This is a genomic window from Streptomyces sp. NPDC038135 (genome assembly GCF_055601245.1).
Genome location: NZ_JBVJXS010000010.1, coordinates 1 through 17496, shown reverse-complemented (window position 1 = coordinate 17496; position 17496 = coordinate 1). Strand labels below are relative to the sequence as shown.

The 17496-nt window shown below is 68.3% G+C and carries 15 protein-coding genes and 4 pseudogenes; 5 read left to right on the top strand and 14 right to left on the bottom strand.

Going from position 1 to position 17496, the window contains the following annotated elements; genetic code table 11:
* Nucleotides 1-25 precede the first annotated feature (25 nt).
* Nucleotides 26-781, top strand: coding sequence for a DUF6585 family protein (locus ACZ7JA_RS27310; RefSeq protein ID WP_470810921.1), 756 nt, complete (start codon nt 26-28; stop codon nt 779-781).
* Nucleotides 782-1570: 789 nt separating this feature from the next.
* Here ACZ7JA_RS27310 and ACZ7JA_RS27305 read toward each other — a convergent pair.
* A complete protein-coding gene (locus tag ACZ7JA_RS27305; RefSeq protein ID WP_470810919.1) occupies nt 1571-3001 on the bottom strand; it encodes a serine/threonine-protein kinase in 1431 nt (476 codons plus the stop codon).
* Between the two features lie 504 nt (nt 3002-3505).
* Here ACZ7JA_RS27305 and ACZ7JA_RS27300 point away from each other — a divergent pair.
* Complete coding sequence (locus tag ACZ7JA_RS27300; RefSeq protein WP_470810917.1) at nt 3506-4234, top strand: DUF2625 family protein; 729 nt, start codon at nt 3506-3508, stop codon at nt 4232-4234.
* Nucleotides 4235-4240: 6 nt separating this feature from the next.
* Here ACZ7JA_RS27300 and ACZ7JA_RS27295 read toward each other — a convergent pair whose 3' ends face one another.
* From ACZ7JA_RS27295 to ACZ7JA_RS27275, 5 genes and pseudogenes are all read right to left on the bottom strand, one after another.
* Nucleotides 4241-4462 carry a transposase gene (locus tag ACZ7JA_RS27295; protein WP_470810915.1) on the bottom strand — a complete coding sequence of 74 codons (222 nt, stop codon included), beginning with the start codon at nt 4460-4462 and terminating at the stop codon, nt 4241-4243.
* A 225-nt stretch (nt 4463-4687) separates the two neighbouring features.
* A pseudogene (locus ACZ7JA_RS27290) lies at nt 4688-5328 on the bottom strand (IS5 family transposase); the annotation flags it as partial.
* A 75-nt stretch (nt 5329-5403) separates the two neighbouring features.
* Complete coding sequence (locus ACZ7JA_RS27285; RefSeq protein WP_389450660.1) at nt 5404-5682, bottom strand: hypothetical protein; 279 nt, start codon at nt 5680-5682, stop codon at nt 5404-5406.
* A gap of 110 nt (nt 5683-5792) precedes the next feature.
* Nucleotides 5793-6566 (bottom strand): transposase, encoded by a 774-nt coding sequence (locus tag ACZ7JA_RS27280; protein WP_470811340.1) that lies wholly within the window; start codon nt 6564-6566, stop codon nt 5793-5795.
* A gap of 27 nt (nt 6567-6593) precedes the next feature.
* The gene (locus tag ACZ7JA_RS27275; RefSeq protein WP_351669398.1) at nt 6594-6947 is read right to left on the bottom strand and encodes a hypothetical protein; all 354 of its coding nucleotides are present in this window, start codon (nt 6945-6947) and stop codon (nt 6594-6596) included.
* Between the two features lie 861 nt (nt 6948-7808).
* Here ACZ7JA_RS27275 and ACZ7JA_RS27270 point away from each other — a divergent pair.
* Complete coding sequence (locus ACZ7JA_RS27270) at nt 7809-8021, top strand: hypothetical protein (RefSeq protein WP_470811365.1); 213 nt, start codon at nt 7809-7811, stop codon at nt 8019-8021.
* Between the two features lie 762 nt (nt 8022-8783).
* Here ACZ7JA_RS27270 and ACZ7JA_RS27265 read toward each other — a convergent pair.
* Nucleotides 8784-9113, bottom strand: a pseudogene (locus tag ACZ7JA_RS27265) (alpha/beta fold hydrolase); the annotation flags it as partial.
* A 29-nt stretch (nt 9114-9142) separates the two neighbouring features.
* Between ACZ7JA_RS27265 and ACZ7JA_RS27260 the strand changes: the two are divergent.
* Nucleotides 9143-9193: pseudogene (locus ACZ7JA_RS27260) on the top strand (hypothetical protein); the annotation flags it as partial.
* A gap of 86 nt (nt 9194-9279) precedes the next feature.
* Here the strand turns inward: ACZ7JA_RS27260 and ACZ7JA_RS27255 are convergent.
* The 7 genes and pseudogenes from ACZ7JA_RS27255 to ACZ7JA_RS27225 all read right to left on the bottom strand — a co-directional run.
* Nucleotides 9280-9405, bottom strand: a pseudogene (locus tag ACZ7JA_RS27255) (TetR/AcrR family transcriptional regulator); the annotation flags it as partial.
* 137 nt (nt 9406-9542) lie between these two features.
* On the bottom strand, nt 9543-10847 hold the full coding sequence (locus ACZ7JA_RS27250; protein WP_470810912.1) for a PucR family transcriptional regulator: 1305 nt from the start codon (nt 10845-10847) through the stop codon (nt 9543-9545).
* 260 nt (nt 10848-11107) lie between these two features.
* Complete coding sequence (mhpA, locus tag ACZ7JA_RS27245; RefSeq protein ID WP_470810910.1) at nt 11108-12730, bottom strand: bifunctional 3-(3-hydroxy-phenyl)propionate/3-hydroxycinnamic acid hydroxylase MhpA; 1623 nt, start codon at nt 12728-12730, stop codon at nt 11108-11110.
* Nucleotides 12731-12752: 22 nt separating this feature from the next.
* Nucleotides 12753-13676, bottom strand: a complete 924-nt coding sequence (locus ACZ7JA_RS27240) for a VOC family protein (protein WP_470810906.1) — start codon at nt 13674-13676, stop codon at nt 12753-12755.
* 62 nt (nt 13677-13738) lie between these two features.
* Nucleotides 13739-14614 (bottom strand): fumarylacetoacetate hydrolase family protein, encoded by an 876-nt coding sequence (locus ACZ7JA_RS27235; RefSeq protein WP_470810904.1) that lies wholly within the window; start codon nt 14612-14614, stop codon nt 13739-13741.
* 111 nt (nt 14615-14725) lie between these two features.
* Nucleotides 14726-15115 (bottom strand): lipocalin-like domain-containing protein, encoded by a 390-nt coding sequence (locus ACZ7JA_RS27230; RefSeq protein ID WP_470810902.1) that lies wholly within the window; start codon nt 15113-15115, stop codon nt 14726-14728.
* Between the two features lie 357 nt (nt 15116-15472).
* Nucleotides 15473-15703 carry a CbrC family protein gene (locus tag ACZ7JA_RS27225; RefSeq protein WP_470811338.1) on the bottom strand — a complete coding sequence of 77 codons (231 nt, stop codon included), beginning with the start codon at nt 15701-15703 and terminating at the stop codon, nt 15473-15475.
* A gap of 259 nt (nt 15704-15962) precedes the next feature.
* Here ACZ7JA_RS27225 and ACZ7JA_RS27220 point away from each other — a divergent pair.
* Nucleotides 15963-17496 (top strand): cytochrome P450 (locus ACZ7JA_RS27220; RefSeq protein ID WP_470810900.1); only part of this gene is annotated, 1534 nt, incomplete at its 3' end.

Genomic DNA, 17496 nt, shown 5'->3' with positions numbered 1-17496 from the left:
AACCACCAAGTATGGAGCACAACTCATGGCGAAATCCCCTGCTCAGCAAGACTCCGGGCAGACATCAGCTCCCCAGGCGGCACCTCTGGGGACCGAAGGGCTCGGACAACTGCGTGAGACGTTCCTGCCCAAGCGTGTCGGCCCTGTGCGGGTCGCTGCCCTTCTGCTCATGGGGACCGTTTCCCTGATCCTTCCTCCCCTGGGCGCTTACTTCCTCTGGATGGCTGCCCAGACGCCCAATCTCTCGCGCAAGCAGGCTGCTCGCCGACTGCACCTCTTCGAACACGGCCTGGCCGAGGTGGGGAAAAGCGGCGAAGTATCCATTTTCCGCTGGGACACGATGACGGTGCTTCAGGAGATCACCGAGCGGTACGCAAACGGCATATATGTCGGCACCACCTACGTCTACACGCTCTGTCGCGCGGACGGTACGACACTCAAGGTGACCGGCTTCTACGACCAGCCCGAGCGCTGGGGCCCGGCGTTGCAGCAGGAGATCACCCGCGCACAGCTCCCCGGACTGCTCGCCGGGCTGGAGCAGGGCGGGACCCTGACCTACGGGGAGCTCTCGGTCAGCCTCGGCGGTGTGGCCACCTCAAAGAACAGCCTGACGTGGCCGCAGATCGAGAAGGCCGAGCTCTCACAGGGAGTGCTGGTGCTGCGCAAGGCCGGCAAGAAACTGCCCTGGGCAAAGATGCCGGTCAAAAAGATCCCGAATCTCTTCCTCTTCCTCGCCCTTGTGGAGCAGCTCCGACACGGCGGGCCGCGCCACGACGCCTGACCACCGGAGCGCGGTCAAGGGCAACGCATGGAGGGGCAGTCGCAGATGTGCGGGGAACCACGGCAAGCCCCTCACAAACAGGCAGGTTGCCGTCTCACCAGGTCAACCGCCATCCGCATCCACGATCTCCCGAACTAGTGCTACAGGGTGACACCCACTGCTGCCGTGTGGCTGTGAAACCGGCCGACGACAGCGCCAGGAGTGAGGATGATCGGCTCATGCATATGCGACGAGAGGCCCGCTGGATCCTGTGGGGCCTGTGGCTTGCCTGTCTGGGGTTCTCCATATGGATCTTCGTGGAGGTGATCAGATTGTTCTTGCAGGCCGAATCATGGTGACCCCTACACAAGCCCCTAGCTAGGACCGGGCATGCGGATGTGAAGCCGTGGACTGCGGGCCGCACTTCCGGAGCGCTGCGCGAGCACACCGAGCGGATCCAGCCGGGCCCTTCGTAGATCGAGGAGCGAGCCACTGGCAGGGAATGGTGTGAAACCCGACATCGACTCCCCCGGGGGTTCGCCGCCCTTCCGAGCCGGTGCCTGGCGCTCGGCACGGACCTGGGATGAGCTGGTCGGTCAGTACCTTTTCGACACCTTCCCCCAGCAATCCCGCCAACCCGGAAGTCGAGGGGGGTGGCAACGCTGAAGGACTCACTGCACCGTGTTCGGGGGGGGCATCCCCGTGGACCCGCCAGGTGGCTTGCGCCGTGACCTTGGGCAGAGTGAGGGACTACAGGCCCTCCACCACCCCTCCTCACTCGGCACAGCAAAACGGCCCTCCCACCCGTCGCTACTGACGCCTTTTGCCTCGGCTTCTGCCCTTGTCCAGCTTTTCCTTCTGTGCTTTCGGCCCACGCTTGGCTACGTTCTCACCGCTGGATCCGGAAGCCTCGTCCCTGTCCCTGGTCCCCTTTTCGGCGTGGTGGTGGGCCCTGTTGCCAGCCGGCCGCGGCAGCCGACCCGAGGGGGGCGCCGCTGAAGTCCGCATCACGTGCTCGGCCGCTACGGAGACTGTAGGCCTCGACTTCCCCGTTCGGGCAGGCGTGGCAGCCCCGCGCGCTACGGACGCGGCTACGGCGACTGCGGGCACCGGCTTTCCTGTCCGAGCAGGGTCGGTGGCCCTGTTCGCATGCCTGTGGTCTCTGCTGCCGGCGGACGCCGAGGCCTTCTGAAGGGTGGAGGGGATCGCTGACGACTCATGCTCGGTAGGACCCCCGGAGCCCCAGGTCAGCGCAGTCATCCCGAGCATTGTCGCGGTGACCAGCGCTCCGGCCGCGGCGAGCGTCCTCCTGTGACGTGGGGAAGCCGATCGGCTCCCTGCGCGAAGGGTGCCGCAGTCGGGCTGTAGGTCGTCTGACAGGCCGCCTGCTGTCGTCGCAGCGCAGGCAGCTTCTGCCCGGCGCTGCAATCTCGACAGGGCTGCCGCGCAAGTCTGCGCATCAGGCCGGTCCGCTGCCTCGATCGCGGTCATGGCGCCCAGGAGCTCGCGTAGTTCCGCCGGCAGCCGCCTGGGTATCCGCGGCGGCCGATGCAGCCGGGCGACCGCGGACTCCAGCGGGGCGCCCTCGTATTCCAGGCGTCCCGTCAGGCACTCCAGGAGTACGAGACCGAGAGCGTAGACGTCGGCTTTCTGTTCGACGCGACGGCCGGTGACCTGCTCGGGGGCCATGTATGCGGCGGTTCCCACGAGGGCGCCGTCCTGCGTGGACGCGGTGGCGTCGAGCGCCCGGGAGATGCCGAAGTCGGTGAGGTAGGGCCGGTTCTGCGCGTCCAAGAGGATGTTGGACGGTTTGACGTCCCGGTGCAGGACTCCAGCCCGGTGTACGTGTCCGAGGGCCTCGGCCAGCCGGATCCCGAGCTCGACCAGAGCGGGAACGGTCATGGTCGTTTCGGTGATGTGCCTTCGCAGGGTGCTGCCTTCGACGAGTTGCATCACGAGGAAGGCCTGCCCGTCGTGGCGGCCGACGTCGAAGACGGTGACCAGTCCCGGATGGTGCAGGCGGGCCAGTACGAGGGCTTCGTCCTCGAACCGGTCCTTCAGGCCCGTGCCGGTGCCCGACCGGAAGACCTTGACCGCCACCGGACGGCTGAGCCGTAGGTCCGTACCGCGGTAGACGTCCGCGGCACCGCCGGCCCCCAGATGTTCCCCCAGCTCGTACCGACCTCCGAGCCGGGATGCCTGCGAGGGCTCAGGGATCGGGGTATCCACAGGGGCTGTCATTGTTCTCCCAGGGGCGCGCAGCATGAGTTGCCGTATCGCAAATGTTGTTGTCAGCGCAGGTACCCTGGAACTGCGCCTCCTACCTGGCGAAAATAGTTGACTCGCCGGGCCGCACCGCTGCTCCCGCCGTGGCGACGACGCTGACGGCTCCCGATACTGTCCGGCGTGGAAGTCACCTCTGGCGGCCGCCGCACACGCCGCCGCGCACGCGAGAGCAGCCACCCGCCAGGACGAGGCCGAACACCGACGTAAGCCAGGGTCCACGGATCGGACTGCGCCAGAACTCCGGCCGGAACCGACCCGGCGGCGCAGGCAGTCGCCCGACCCGCCGAGCCAACGCACGGCTCCGCGCACCGCCCGCCGCCACGGCAGCGGCCACGGCACCCCCTCCAGAAATTCGGGGACCACGCCCTTCCGTGAGTCTGAGAGATCATCTCGTTTGGTGGATCGAAGTGAAGGTGCCCCGGCGAACTGCGTCTTCAGTGCCGGTGCGACGATGTGGGGATGCGCGAGGCCGATGAGCTGCTCAACGTCGAGAATCCAGCCTGGCCGCTCCTTCTCCAGGAGCTGTCCGGCACTGACGTACCAGTCGAGGTGCTGCCCGGCGATGCCGAGACAGGCCGTGCCTCGCTGTTGCAGCTCCAGGTCTCGGCCCGGTCGAATCTGGGCGGGATTGTCGTGAATAGCGGCGGTCTGCTGGTGGACAGCGGCTGGTTGCGGATCTTCGGAAGCCCGGGTGACGCCCACGCCGAGAGGCTGCCGGGCCTGGCGGAGATCAACGCGATGCCCTCGACCTTCGATCCGGCCTGGCGGCCAGGGGCGGGACTCGTGGTTGCGCACGATGTGCTGGGTGGGGTGTTCGCCCTCAACGGGGGAAACCCCCGTGAGGCCGGTCGGCCCGGCGAGCCGGGCGAAATCCTCTACTTCGCCCCCGATTCCCTTGGCTGGGAGGCGCTGGGCGCCGGGCACTCGGCCTGGCTGTCCTGGATTCTCTCCGGAGGACTCCAGGAGTTCTATGGAAGCCTGCGGTGGGACGGCTGGCGCAGCGAGGTGTCCGTGCTGAACGGCCGGCAGGGATTGTCGTTCTTCCCGCCGTTGTGGTCGGCCGAGGCCCGCCAGGACCTGCTGGCGACCAGTCGCCGTGCGGTGCCCATGGCGGAACTCCTGGGGCTGAGCCGCGACTCGTGCCTGCAGTTCGATGGCGCCGACCCGGGGTTCCTCGGAGTCGCATGAACCGGCTCACGCAGCCGGACGCCGGTAGCAGATGAGCGCGGCAGCGATGCCGGCGAAGGCGAGGAAGTGTTCGGCCATGCGCTCGTAGCGGCGGTGCAGACGGCGGCACCCGGCAAGCGAGGCCACCGTGCGTTCCACGGTCCATCGGTGACGGCCCCTGCGCGCTGGGAGGACGGGACGCCCTTGCGGGCGAGCCGTCGTTGGCGCGGCCCGCGCCCCCGTCCGCACCTACGGTTGCAGAGTGGTAGCAGATGCTTGGCAGGACCTGACCCACTCGCTTGAGTCCGTCCGGGCGACCTTTCTCACCAGTTACGAGCAGCACCACGGCTGGTCACTGGACTCCCCTGCGCACGCTGAGTGCCAAACGGAGCCGCCGGCTTGGAGCCTGGGGTCAGACGCCCTCCCGCGATGCCAACCGCATCGCCGTCGCTCTGACCATGTTGGTCATAGACCGATGCCCTTGCGCGCGATGCGGTGCTGGATGCCTCGCTGTGTCAGCCATTGCCGCAGGTGACGGTAGTCGTATCCCTTGTCGCCGTGGAGCTTGGCGGGCCTTCGCCGACGGGGGCCGCGGCGGGAGCGGATCGGGGGTATGCCCTTCACGAGCGGAACCAGGGCCTGGCTGTCGTGGACGTTGGCGCCGGAAATACCGACGGACAGAGGCAGACCAGTCCGCTCGGTGATCAGATGGATCTTCGAGCCGTACTTGCCTCGGTCGACAGGATTCGGACCTGTCAGGTCCCCCTTTTCAGGGCCCGCATGTTGACCGAGTCGATCGCGCACCGCGACCAGTCCAGGTCGCCGCGGGAGCCGAGTTCGTCAAGGATCAGGCGGTGGAGCTTGGCCCACACCCGGGCCTTCGTGCATTCGGTGAAGCGGCGGTTGGCAGTTGCGCCGGACGGACCGAATGAGGCCGTCGGCAGTTGCTGCCACGTGCAGCCCGAGGTCGCCACGAACACGATCGCGGCCAGCACCTCACGGTCGCCGTGACGACGCCGGCCGCCACCTTGCGGCCGCGACGGCGCCTCCGGCACCACTCGCTGGAACAGCTCCCACAGCTCATCCGGCACCAGCCGCTCAACGATCCCCACCACGGCAGCAGCGTACCCAGCCAAATGAGATGACTTGTTAATGGCCGAACCAAGGCCTCTCCTGCGGCGCTGGCACTGTCAGGCGTCGTGGTCGGCGGCCCCTTCGAGCAGGTCCATGGCGTGGTTGTGAAAGCGCCGTTCGGCGTCGCGGCACGAGGCGTTGAAGAAGGCTCGTTGAGCTTCGGCAAGATCGCAGTGCAGCAGGCCCATGGTCACGAAAACAGCTTCCACTCCGTGACACCCGTTGTCCTTGAGGAACTGCTGGAGTGCGTCCGTGTCGCCGGTTGCCTCCCAGACGGGCCGGGCGATTTCCTGCATGGCAGCGATGCGCGCTGATCGTTCTGCGTCGAAGCCCACTGGGGTCCGCCTCTCTGGTTTGGCCTGCAGGCTATCGCCGGCTAAAGGCTGTCCCGTAAATGATCTTTGAGTCGCCGGGAGTGGGGTCGGTCGCGGTGCGGTCCGCTCGCCTATCCGGCGAGGGCGAGGTTGTGCATGCGGGCGATGCCGAGCATGGCATGGTGGACCCCGTCGCCTTTGAGGCGGCCGTCTCGGAGGATCTTCCAGGTCTTCATCCGGGCGAAGACGTGCTCGACACGGGCGCGGACCTGTTTGTGGGACTTGTTGTGCGCCTTCTTCCACTCGGGCAGGTCTTCGCCCTCGCACCGACGATGGGGCATGACGAGTCCCGTGCCCGGATAGCCGCCGTCGGCGATCGTGAGTGTGCTGCCGACGGCGGCTTTGGCGCCGGATTCCTCCCACGCCTTGCAGTCGTTGCGGTTCCCGGGCAGCGGTTGGCCGACCAAGACGACGAGTCGGGTGTCGGCGTCTATGACGACCTGGTGGTTGGTGGAGTACCGGTAGTTCTTCGACTGCTCGGCGATGGTGTGATCGCGAGTAGGCACCAGGGTGCTGTCCACGATGAGCACGGCGTCCTTGGCGAACCGCTTGCGGGGCTGGAGCGCGAGCAGCGGCCCCAGGTGGTCGATGATGCGGTCTGCTGCCGACTTGGACACCCCGAAGAACGGGGCGAGCTGGCGCATCGTCAGGTTTGTGTGCCAGTACGCCGCGACCAGAAGTGCCCGGTCCTCCAGGGGCAGGCCCCATGGCCGACCTTTGCGGACCGCGTCCGCACCTTCGCGCCGCAGCATGGTCACCAGCTTCCCGAAGGCACGCGGGCTCAGCCCGGTGAACGGGGCTATCCAGGACGGCTCCGACACCGTGATCACACCAGCGCACCGCAGCGTGCCCCGCCAGCAGGCCTCCCCGCCTCAGCGGAACTCGTGGACCACCTGGATCTCGCCGATGATGTGGGCGTTGAAGTCGTCCAGCTCCTCGGCCGGAACCCAGAGCTCGAGGATCGTCTGCCCACCTGCCTGCTGGATGGGATACCGGCTCAAGAACTCCGACTCGACCTCAAAACGAGTGACGAAGCCGGCGCCATTGTGCTTCACATTCCAGTCCCGCGCGATCCTGACCGCGTAGTCCTCGTTGAGGACCGGGTAGAAGATCGGCTGCTCGGGCAGCCGGGGCGGCCAGGCACGCCAGTTCAGCTCCCGAACCAGATCCAGCTCCTTGGGGCCGGTGGGGCGCCACAGGGTCGTCGTTGCTTGCTGGCTGGTCATCTGCGTCGCTCTCTGCACGTAGGCCGCTGGTGCGGCGGGTCGGGAGAGCGGACGATACCGGCACCGCGAACTCATCAGCCACGCAGTTTCCGCACCGTGACCAGCAGTTACGGGACAACCCTTGGACCGCGTCCATCCCTTGCGTCCGCCGCCAGCGGCCCCACGCTGCTGCGGAGTTGGTGTTATGTCTGAGCGTGGAACGCCCTCGGGAGCAGGTGCACGGGCCAGGCACCTTGGATGACCTGCTGGAAGATGCGCGCGAGGCCGGCTACGAGATCAGCAGGCGGACGGTTCACGACTGGACCTCACTTGGGCTGCCCGACAATCCCCAGCGGCGCGGGGCCGGCCGCGGATCCCGGCCGGGGCAGCACTCGGCGAACCAACGCAAGTTGTTCCTCCTCCTGCTGAGCAAGCGCGTCGAGATGCCGAAGATCCCGTCGCTGGCACTGCTACCGTTCGGGACCTGGCTGTGGTGGGGCGAAGAGTGGGTGCCGACCCGGCAGGCGCTCAAGGCTTTCCGTGCCTGGTTCGGTGATGGGCTGCGCCGCAAACAGGTGTGCTTGGAGGCGGCGCGGGCCACGCTGGAGCAGATCGACCACCCCGCCGCCGCCGACACCGCCCGCAACCGGTTCGTGCGTCTCTTCGCGGAAGTGGGCTACCGGGGCAGCACCACCCCTGAGCTCCGGAGCGAGCTGGAGGACGCGGCGCGCGCGGTGTTCGAGCCACCGAGCTCACCCGCCGACTCAGCGGCCTGGTCGACGACATGTGACCCTCCCCCACGCCACCGAGCGGTCAGTGGCCGCCGTCACCACCACCCCCGAGCACGCAAAACAGCCCTAATCCAGCCCCAACACGCTGCGCGTGCTGGAGCCTGTGCGGAAGGGCCAGGGCTCCCGAACCTTTGGGCCGTGGCTGGCCGAGTTCGCTCTCGCCGAGGCCATCGAGCGGGGCGTCCTCGCCGGGTTCGAGATCGACGTCCTGGAGATCGAGGACCCAGACTGCTTCGTCGGCCTGTCCGACCAGGCGCGGCGTGGCCGGCGGCTGACGCTGGCATGCGGAATGGTGTACTGCTGAGCCGGGCCTCGCCGTGGCTGATCCTCCACGGTCCATGAAAACCCGGTGAGGACAGCCGTCCTCACCGCGTAGGGCAGGCGCCTGGGACTGATCAGAGGATTTGAATGAACGGGTTACATCCCGTGGCAAGCACGCCGTCGAGGAGGCCGCCTTCACACGAAGCGGGCTCCTCCTGGGAGGGAGACGGCAGCGGCTTGGCGGCTCCCGATTGGTCGGCGGCGACCGGCAATACGAGAGCGGATAGCGCCACAGCGGCGGTGAGAAGTCCCGTACGGCAGGAGGAGAGCACAGACAAGATCCTTTGCATGATCTCTCCCCTCCCCCCTGCGTTCGACCACGACACCGGCCATCAGAGTGACCATCGCCGCCCGGGACCTGCATGGTGCACGATGCCCACCACGGCGGCGCAGCGGACCAGGCACACGAGCGGTGAGGACCGCAGCGCGGGCGATCCGTCCAACCGTTCTCAATCCTCGGTCTCGCTGGCCGTAGATCTTGCGTACCCGCCATGATGCGGTTGGCCTCGGTGATGGCGTCGCGAACGTGTCCTCTGCCGCTTGACCGAGGCGGGCACTGCGTCCGCTGAGGCCCGTCCCGCTCACGCGACGACCTAGTCATCGGGCGGAAGAGACACGCTTTTCGGCCAGTACTCGCAGGTAGCGGTACGTGGGGCGGATGCGTAAGGAGAGGGGTCGCGGTCGTGTACCGCGAAGACACATCAAGCTCACGTCCCGCTGACAGCCCCCGCTGGACAGCACGGGATCAGGGACACGCCCGAAGGAACTCCACGAGTGCCGCATTCACCTCGTCCGGACGCTCCTGCTGGGTCCAGTGTCCGCAGCCCGCCAGTTCGACCGGCTCGCGCCACAGATTGGGCATCAACTCGGGCAGTCGGCCGATGAGTTCGGGGGTGCCGGGGAAGGCGGGGACGAGGTCGCGGTCGCGGTCGCCGTAGACGTACAGGGCGGGCCTGGTGACGACGGCGCCGTGCCAGGGAGCGGTCAGTTCCCAGTTGCGGTCGAGGTTGCGGTACCAGTTCAGTGCCTCGGCGAAGCTTTCCGTCAGTGCGTCGAGGTCGTCCTCGGTGAACCTGGTCGGCCGCAGGGCGGGGTGACGAGTCGATCTACATCGCCCTCGGGTCTTCCGCAGGCACCGCCCTGCTCGAGGTCCCCGTGCAGGACATCTCGTCCTTCCTTCAGGACACCCAGGCTCTGGTGCCACAGGGTACCGAGTCCGGACTGATCGACTGGGATGCCGAGAAGGAGCCGAAACCGACATCCGCGCGCTCGGCGATGGCCTGGATGCTGGCGCTGATGTCCCCGGTCTCCGCGAGGATCTGTCGGGCCGCACGGATCAATGCCTGACGGGTCTCGGCGCGGGCCTGCGCCGTCCGTGCGGCAAGCGGCGTGGTTCGCCAACCGGTCCGGTCATACCCGGGGGCGAAGGGTTGCGGCGGAAGCAGCCGCTCCGGCCCTCGACTCCGCCTGACGGACCGTCCGTCACGGCACCTTGTACTAGAGCTCAGCTCCTGGCTGATGGGCTGAGGGGCGAGGCGGCCGCGATTTCGAGCGCCACGCGTACCTCCAGCGAGCTGATTGCCTTGGTGGTGACGGGTAGCAGTTCCTCCGCGCGTTTGACGCGGTACGTTACGGTGTTGCGGGCTACGTGCAGGCGTTCGGCCGCGGCGCGGGGACTGCGTTCCTCGGCGAGGTAGACGCGCAGAGTTTCGCGCAGCTCACGCAGGCGGTCCCCTTCGGAGGCCAGCGGCCCGAGGACCTCCTGCACGAACCAGCGTGCGTGTTCGGGGTCAGCCGTGACGAGGGCCGCCAGGCGGATGTCCTGGTACTCGCAGAGCCAGGAGCCCGACGCGTGCGAGGCCATCCGTTGTGCCTGCAGCGCCCCCAGATGGCTGCGGCGCATGCCATGGGGTCCTGATGCGGGCGGGCCGAGAGCCGCACGCACCCCTGGTGGCTCGGGCAGGGAGCTGCGCAGGTGCCGGACGTGGTCTTCGTCGGTCTTGCCGCTGACGGCGAACCATGCCCACACATGGTTGTCGTGAGCCGGGATGACGAGCGTCCTGGCCGCTCCCAGAGCGCGGGCCATGGTCGAGGCCGCGTGGTGCAGCCGTTGGGCGACGGGCGCGGCGGTGGCGGTGTCGTCGCCCCACAGCACCGCGGCCACGTGCGTGCCTGACAGGTCGTAACGCAGACGCAGGGCGGCGGCTTTTTGGTCGACCGGGCGGGCGGCCAGCAGTTCGTCGATGACGGCGCGGCGGGCGGCTTCGTCACTGCCGCGCCAGCGGTCCCGTTCGGCGATGTACTCCTCGGCCATCACGCTCGAATGGGCGTCGGCGTAGGTGAACATCAGGTCGTCGATCCGGCGCAGCTCGGCCAGGCGCTGGTCGGCCGGGACGTGCTCCTCGACCGCTGCTGCCAGGCCGCGTGCCAGTTGCGCGTGCCCGAGCCGCACCCCCCGTAGGACGAGCTCCAGCGGGATGCCGCGGCGCGCGAACTCCCGGCATCCTTCCAGCGCATCTTCGGTGAGGGTGGGGAGGGGCCTGCCGATGTCGGACGCCATCAGGTGCAGGAACGTCAGCACCACGGACTGGGTCACACGCCGCAAGGTGGTCGCGGCAGCGGGACCGCCGCCGTGCTCGGGCACCTTCCTGAGGACCTCCTCCGCGATGGCGTCGGCGCTCTGGAGCGCCCACTCGAGCGGGCCCGCGCCGAGTTCCGTGCGTGCCGCGGCCAGTTCCTCCGGTGATAGGACGGGCTCGGTCAGGCGGCCGGGGTCGGGCCGCAACCACTGGAGCCACTGTCCCCTCACGCTTCTCGTCCCTTCATCGCGGGGAAGGTGGGCGAGCGGGCCGCTCGCAGCTGGAAACCAGGTCAGGGAACCATATCTTCCCTGCTGAGTCGAGCAGCGCGTACCCCGCCGCTGAGGACGACTAGCGCCGCCGTGCAGGCCGGCGGCAGGGGTTGCTCACCCGTGCGGCGGCGCGACGCGGTGCGTGAAGCGCCGCCCCGTGCCGCGCGTCGCTGTGCCCGGCGCGTCCGGCGAGGGGCACCGGCTGTGGCGCCGGTGGCTCAAGCGGCCGCCGTGAGCCTGCCGCGCAGCGAAGTGACCAGACGCGGGAGGTCGGCCGCACTCTTGGCGCCGCCGAAGACGTAGAAGTCGGGGCGCACCAGCATGGCCTCGATGCCCGTACGGGCCAGGTCGGACAGGTAGGTGCGGTCGAGATCGACCACGTCGTCGGGGCCGTTCACCGCCGGGTCGTCGGTGATCCTCAGCAGGCGGATCCCGATCTGCTCACACCAGGCCAGGGTGTCCTCGTCGAGCCCGTCACGCGGATCACCGGTGGTGAGCAGGGTGAGCCCGATGCCGACGGTTTCGTCGAACATGCCGGTGCGACCCCTGAACCGCACCCGTCCCTGTCGGCTGAGCTGCCCGGTCGGCTCCGCGGTGGCGCCGGTGCAGTCGCGGTCCAGCAGTCCGCCGGTGAAGGTCCCCAGGAACTGGTCTCCTTGTGGTACGCGGCCTGCCTGCTGGTCGGCGATCATGCGGGCGTCGCGCTCTGCGGCCGCGACCGGGTCCGGCTCGCAGATGACCCTCCCCAGCATCACGGACTTCTCGATCGCATTCTGCAGATGCTGGCATCGCTCGGTGGTGTAGGTGTCCAGCAGACTGTCGTCGGCTTTCCCGGACAGCACCAGGTCGAGCTTCCAGCTCAGGTTGATGGCGTCACGGAGGCCCGAGCACAGGCCCTGCCCGGCGAACGGCGGCATCTGGTGGGCCGCGTCCCCGGCCAGCAGCAGCCGGCCGTCACGCCAGGAGTCTGCCCAGCGTGCCTGGAAGGTATAGACGGTTTGCCGCTCCAGGGTGGCGTTGTCCGGGTGCAGATCCCACGGCTTGAGCAGCTTCCAGGCGGTCTCGGCCTGGAGGAGCTCGGCGATGGACTCGCCGGGCAGGCGCATGAATTCCCACCGGCGGCGGCCGGGGCCGCCGACCACTGCTGTGGTGGGCCGGGCCGGATCGCAGAGCTGCAGGTTACGTGGCGTCCATGCGCGGTCCCGGTCATGGGGCATGACGTCGAGGACCAGCCAGTCGTACTTGAAGCCGAGGTCAGTGACCGAGGTGCGCATGCATGAGCGGATGAAGCTGTTGGCGCCGTCGCAGCCGACGATGTACGCGGCCTGGAGGGTACGCTGCGCGCGCACCCCGTCACGGAGCAGGGGCTCGTCTCCCGCGCTCTCCGCCACGGTGACTTCCACCGCCGTGGGGCCCGCCTGGACGGTAACGGCTTCCCAGCCGCGCAGGATGTCGATCCCCGGCAGCGAGTGAACGCGCTCGTTCAGGGCCGCTTCCACGGTGGGCTGGTTGAACGCGCTCAGGTTGGGCCAGCCGGAGTAGTTGTCGTCCGAGAAGTCGTAACGGAGGAGTAGCTGACCCTCTCCGTTGCGCCACTCGTAGTCCACAGCGGGTTCACTGACAGCGGCCATGTCCAACCCCAGCGACGCCAGGATGCGGCCGGTCTCGTGGTCGAAGACGACCGCGCGTGGCAGCGGGTAGGGCTGCGGCCAGCGTTCGACGATGCCGACCCGGCGGCCTCGGGTGGCCAGCTGGATGGCCGTGGCCAGCCCGACCGGACCGGCGCCGACGACCAGCACGTCGTAGGCCTCCGCGGCGAGACCCTCGGTCGAGGTGCTCATGATTGCGTTCCTTTTCGTCTGTTCAGCCAGCGTCGTGCGCGCCGGTCATCATCGCGGCGAGGTCCTCGGGGCGGAGGAAGGACGGCGGTACGGGCGGACCCCAGTTGTACAGGGCGAGGCGGGCGTCCTCCCACGTCCCGGGGGTCCACACTTGGTCGTCGACGATGCAGTCCATGTCGGAGTAGTACTCGGAGAAGTTGCCGGCCGGGTCCCGGAGGTACCAGAAGAAGTTCGACCCCAGCTGGTGGCGGCCCAGACCCCAGACGTGGCGCTCGGGGTGATCCTCCAGCATCCGGGTGGCGCCGCGTCCCACCTCGTCCACGTCGTCCACCTGCCAGGAGGTGTGGTGCAGGAAGGAGATGGGGGCCTTCTGGACCAGGACGTTGTGATGGTCGGTGGAGCACCGCAGGAACGCCGCGCCCGGTACCAGGTCGCTGACCTTGAAGCCGAGCCCTTCGGTGAGGAAGCGCTGGGAGGCTTCCTGATCGGTGGAGCCCAGGACGACGTGTCCGAGGCGGCGGACGCGCACCGGCCCCTCACGCAGCACGCCGGGGGCACGCTCGCCGACCCGCTCGATCCGCCCGGGAGCGTTGTACGGCATCTGCGCGGCGGCGGGCTGCACGATGCGCGGCTGCACCTCGACAGTCACCGTCACCTCGGTGCCCGGGTCGACTGCGCGCAGGCGGTGGGTGTCCCGAACGAACGGCACCTCGAGCCGGTCGAGGGCCGAGCCGATCCGCCCGAGGTCGTCCTGATCGTCGGCGCTCAGGGTGAGTTCCTCCAGGCGGCGCCGCGCCGCGTGAACGATCTTGAGCTGTTCGCCACCGTCGGCAGTGGCAAACCGGCCGTCGCCTAGGTCGGTCAGTCCGAAATCGGCGTAATAGGCCGAGGTGTCGGACACATTGGGCACCCCGATCGTGATGTGCGCCACGCGGTGCAGGGCCATGGCAGTCTCCTCAAAGAGCTTCAGTGTGCGGATGGTGTACGCAGACAGGTGTGGGCCGCGCGTCAGACGGCCCGGGTGCCTTCGGGGTAGGTGGGGCCGGCGACCAGGGGGTTGCGCAGCTCACCGATGCCGTCGATCCAGCTGCGCAATTCCTCGCCGGGAGCCAGGAACCGGCGCGGGTTCCGGGCGCCGCCCACGCCGGCCGGGGTGCCGGTGAAGATCAGGTCGCCGGGCAGCAGCGTGCAGATCGACGACATCCAGGCGATCTGCTGGGACACCGAGAAGATCATCTGGGAGGTACGGGAGTCCTGCATGGTCTCGCCGTCGATCGCGCAGCCGAGTGCGAGGTCGTCGGGGTTGTCGAACTCGTCCGGGGTGACCAGCACCGGCCCGGTCGGGCTGAAGCCGGGGAACGACTTGCCGAGGGAGAACTGGGGTGCCGGTCCCGACAACTGGATGCCGCGGTCGGACAGGTCCTGTCCGAGCGTGAGGCCGGCCACGTACTGCCACGCGTCCGAAGCGGCGACCTGGTGCGCCTCACGACCGATCACCGCTACCAGTTCGACCTCCCAGTCGACCAGGGCACTCGGCAGCTCTACCGTGGCGTAGGGCCCGGTCAGGGACGTGACGTACTTGGTGAATACGGCGGGACGCTCCGGTACGGCGACCCCCGACTCCGCCACGTGGTCGGCGTAGTTCAGCCCGACCGCGAAGACCTGCCGCGGGCGCGGCACCGGCGCGCCCAGCTGCTGCTCCACGACGGCGATCCGCTCGTGGCCGGTCGCGGCCGCCGACTGGGCCCAGTCGCGGAACTCGGCCCAGCGGTCGAAGACCGCCTGCGGGTCCGAGGAGAACAGGCCGTCGCTGGCCTTCTCCACATCCAAGGCGCCGTCGGGGAAGACGAGCACGAGACGGCTGTTGAGCGTGGCTGTCCGCATGGCACAGCACCTCCATGTTCAGAAAGGGGAACGGGACGATCGAGTGATCAGTCGGACGGTCGTTGTCACTGCTCCGGCTGTTCGGCGGGAGACCGGATCCGTCCTGCGTCGTCAGGCGTCGGCCCGTCGCCAGACAATGCGCACCTGGGAGTCGTCGGCCGCGGCAGCTGTCAGCTCCAGCCGTCCCGGGCCGAACTGGACCTCGCGTACCAGGTCTGTCCCCGTCCACGGTGCGTAGTGACTGGTCTGAACGTGGTGCACGACCGACCCGTCCGCTACGCGCTCCCAGCGTCCGGCGTACGCCACGGTCCCGGTGGCTGTCTCCTCGAACGGGGATACGAACGGGGCGTCATCGGGATGGGCTGTCAGCAGTGCGCTCATCCAGCCGTCGGCGGCGTAGTGCAGCATCCCCCTGGGACGCTCCCCGAGCGGACGGACGGCCGTCCCCTGTCGTGTCAGCGAGAAGTCCTCAAGGACCCAAGCTCCGAGCAAACTGTCCATGTGTGCCTCGCACCGTGCTTCAGTTCCGTCGGCCCGGCCGCGCAGACGTCGTCACAGCACCACGGTGACGGCCCGGCGGCCGGGCCGAGTGGCCGGCTCCTGCCACCACACCGAGCAGTCAACCCGCGACCGCGGCACGGGATCTTGGTCCTTGGAACTAAAAATTCCGCTTGTTCTGGGCTCGCCGCACCCATGTGAGCAAGCGCCGGTCCGCAACCCGCGCCACCCGTGTCGCGCAACGCCCTCTCTTTATGCCGCAGGCACGATCAGAGGTTCGTGCCGGTGCTGCTGCCCTCACCCTTCGATGCGTCCCGCCGCTCGTGCAGCGCGCCGCTCTCGCGACCACCTCGGCCGCCATCACCGTGGCAGCCGTCCTCGGCGCCCGGGGCACCGCCTCCGCCGGGCGTGGGCGAGGTGGGCGCCGCAGGCTGTGCAACGGAAGAGCATGGCGGCCGCCCGCTCGCATAGGTGGGTCAAGAAGTGCTCAAGCTGGTCTTCGTCGTGCCCGCCGTCGAGCCGCATGTCGGCCCGCAGCTGCTCGAAGGCTTCCGAATGCGCCATCAACTCGGTGTACCCGACTTCGCCCACGACGGTGGCGCGGGTTGCGGACCGGCGCTTGCTCACATGGGTGCGGCGAGCCCAAAACAAGCGGAATTTTTAGTTCCAAGGACCAAGATCCCGTGCCGCGGTCGCGGGTTGACTGCTCGGTGTGGTGGCAGGAACCGGCTACTCGCTTTCCATACTGCGTATGGTTCCAATCCATACGGCGCATGTTTCCGTAGGGCGCCACGACACCGACCTGCGCAGCGCGCGCCCTTGCCCACCCCTCCATGCAGAGGAGCAAGCCATGACCACGCACTCCGCGAACGACCTTCGCCCCATCCAGTCCCCGCACGGGATCCCGATCCTGGGCCAGCCGCAGATACCCGACACCAACCCGGTGGCGTACTTCGCCGAGCAGGCTAAGCAGTTCCCCGAGGGCATCTACAGCGTGGACCTCGCCGGCCAGGAGAACGTCTTCGTCTACGACCCGGACCTGATCACCGAGGTCTCCGACGAGACCCGATTCGGCAAGTCGATCTTCGCGCCGCTGACTCACGTCCGGGACTACACCGGCACCGGCCTGTTCACGGCCGCCGACGACGAAGAGGTCTGGGGTATGGCGCACCGGATCCTTATGCCGGCGTTCAGCCAGCGGGCCATGAAGGGCTACTTCGGCCAGATGTTGGAGATCGCCCAGAACCTGGTCGGCAAGTGGGAGCACCGGGAGGGCCAGCCGGTCAAGATCACCGACGACTACACCCGGCTCACCCTGGACACCATCGCCCTGTCCGGGTTCGGCTACCGGTTCGACTCCTTCGAGAAGGAGCAGCTGCACCCCTTCCTCCAAGCGATCCTCGAGGCGCTGACCGAGTCGATGCGGCGCACGCAGGAGCTGCCGTCGATGATCGCGCTGCGGGTGGACGACGACAAGCGATACCACGAGAACATCCAGCTGATGCGGGACCTGGTCGAAAATGTGATCAAGGAGCGCCGTCAGGGGAAGCCCAGCGGTGAGGACGACCTGCTGGGCCTGATGCTAGAGGCCACCGACCCGGAGACCGGCAAGCCGCTGGACGACGACAACGTCCGCGACCAGGTCGTGACCTTCCTGATCGCCGGCCACGAGACCACCAGCGGTCTGCTGGCGTTCGCCACGTACTCGCTGATGCGCAACCCGCACGTCCTGGCCCAGGCGTATGCCGAGGTGGACCGGATGCTGCCGGGCGACACGGTCCCGGACTACGACACCATCATGAAGCTGGACGTAATCCCGCGGATCCTGGAGGAGACCCTGCGCCTGTGGGCTCCCATCCCGCAGATCATGAAAGCCCCGATCGAGGACACCGTTATCGGCGGCCAGTACGAACTCAAGGCGGGCACGAAGGTCAACCTGCTGATGGGGCCGCTCCACACCCATCCCAAGGCGTGGGACCGCCCCGAGGAGTTCGACATCGACCGCTGGCTGCCGGAGAACCGCGTCCAGCACCACCAGCACGCCTACAAGCCGTTCGGCAACGGCCGGCGTGCCTGCATCGGCCGCCAGTTCGCGCTCACCGAGGCCAAGCTGGCCCTCGCGCTGGTGCTGCAGAAGTTCAAGTTCTCCGACACCACCGACTACAAGATGGACGTCCGCGAGGCGCTGACCCGCAAGCCCGGCGACTTCGAACTGGTGGTGCGCCAGCGTCAGGCGCACGAGCGGGCCGTCTTCAGCGTCGCGGCCCTGGACAGCGACGAGGCCCACGAGCCGGCAGCGGTCAGCGGTGTCGGGGTGAACCTGACCGTCGCCTACGGCTCCAGCCTGGGCTCGTGCGAGGACCTGGCGCGGACCATCGCCGACC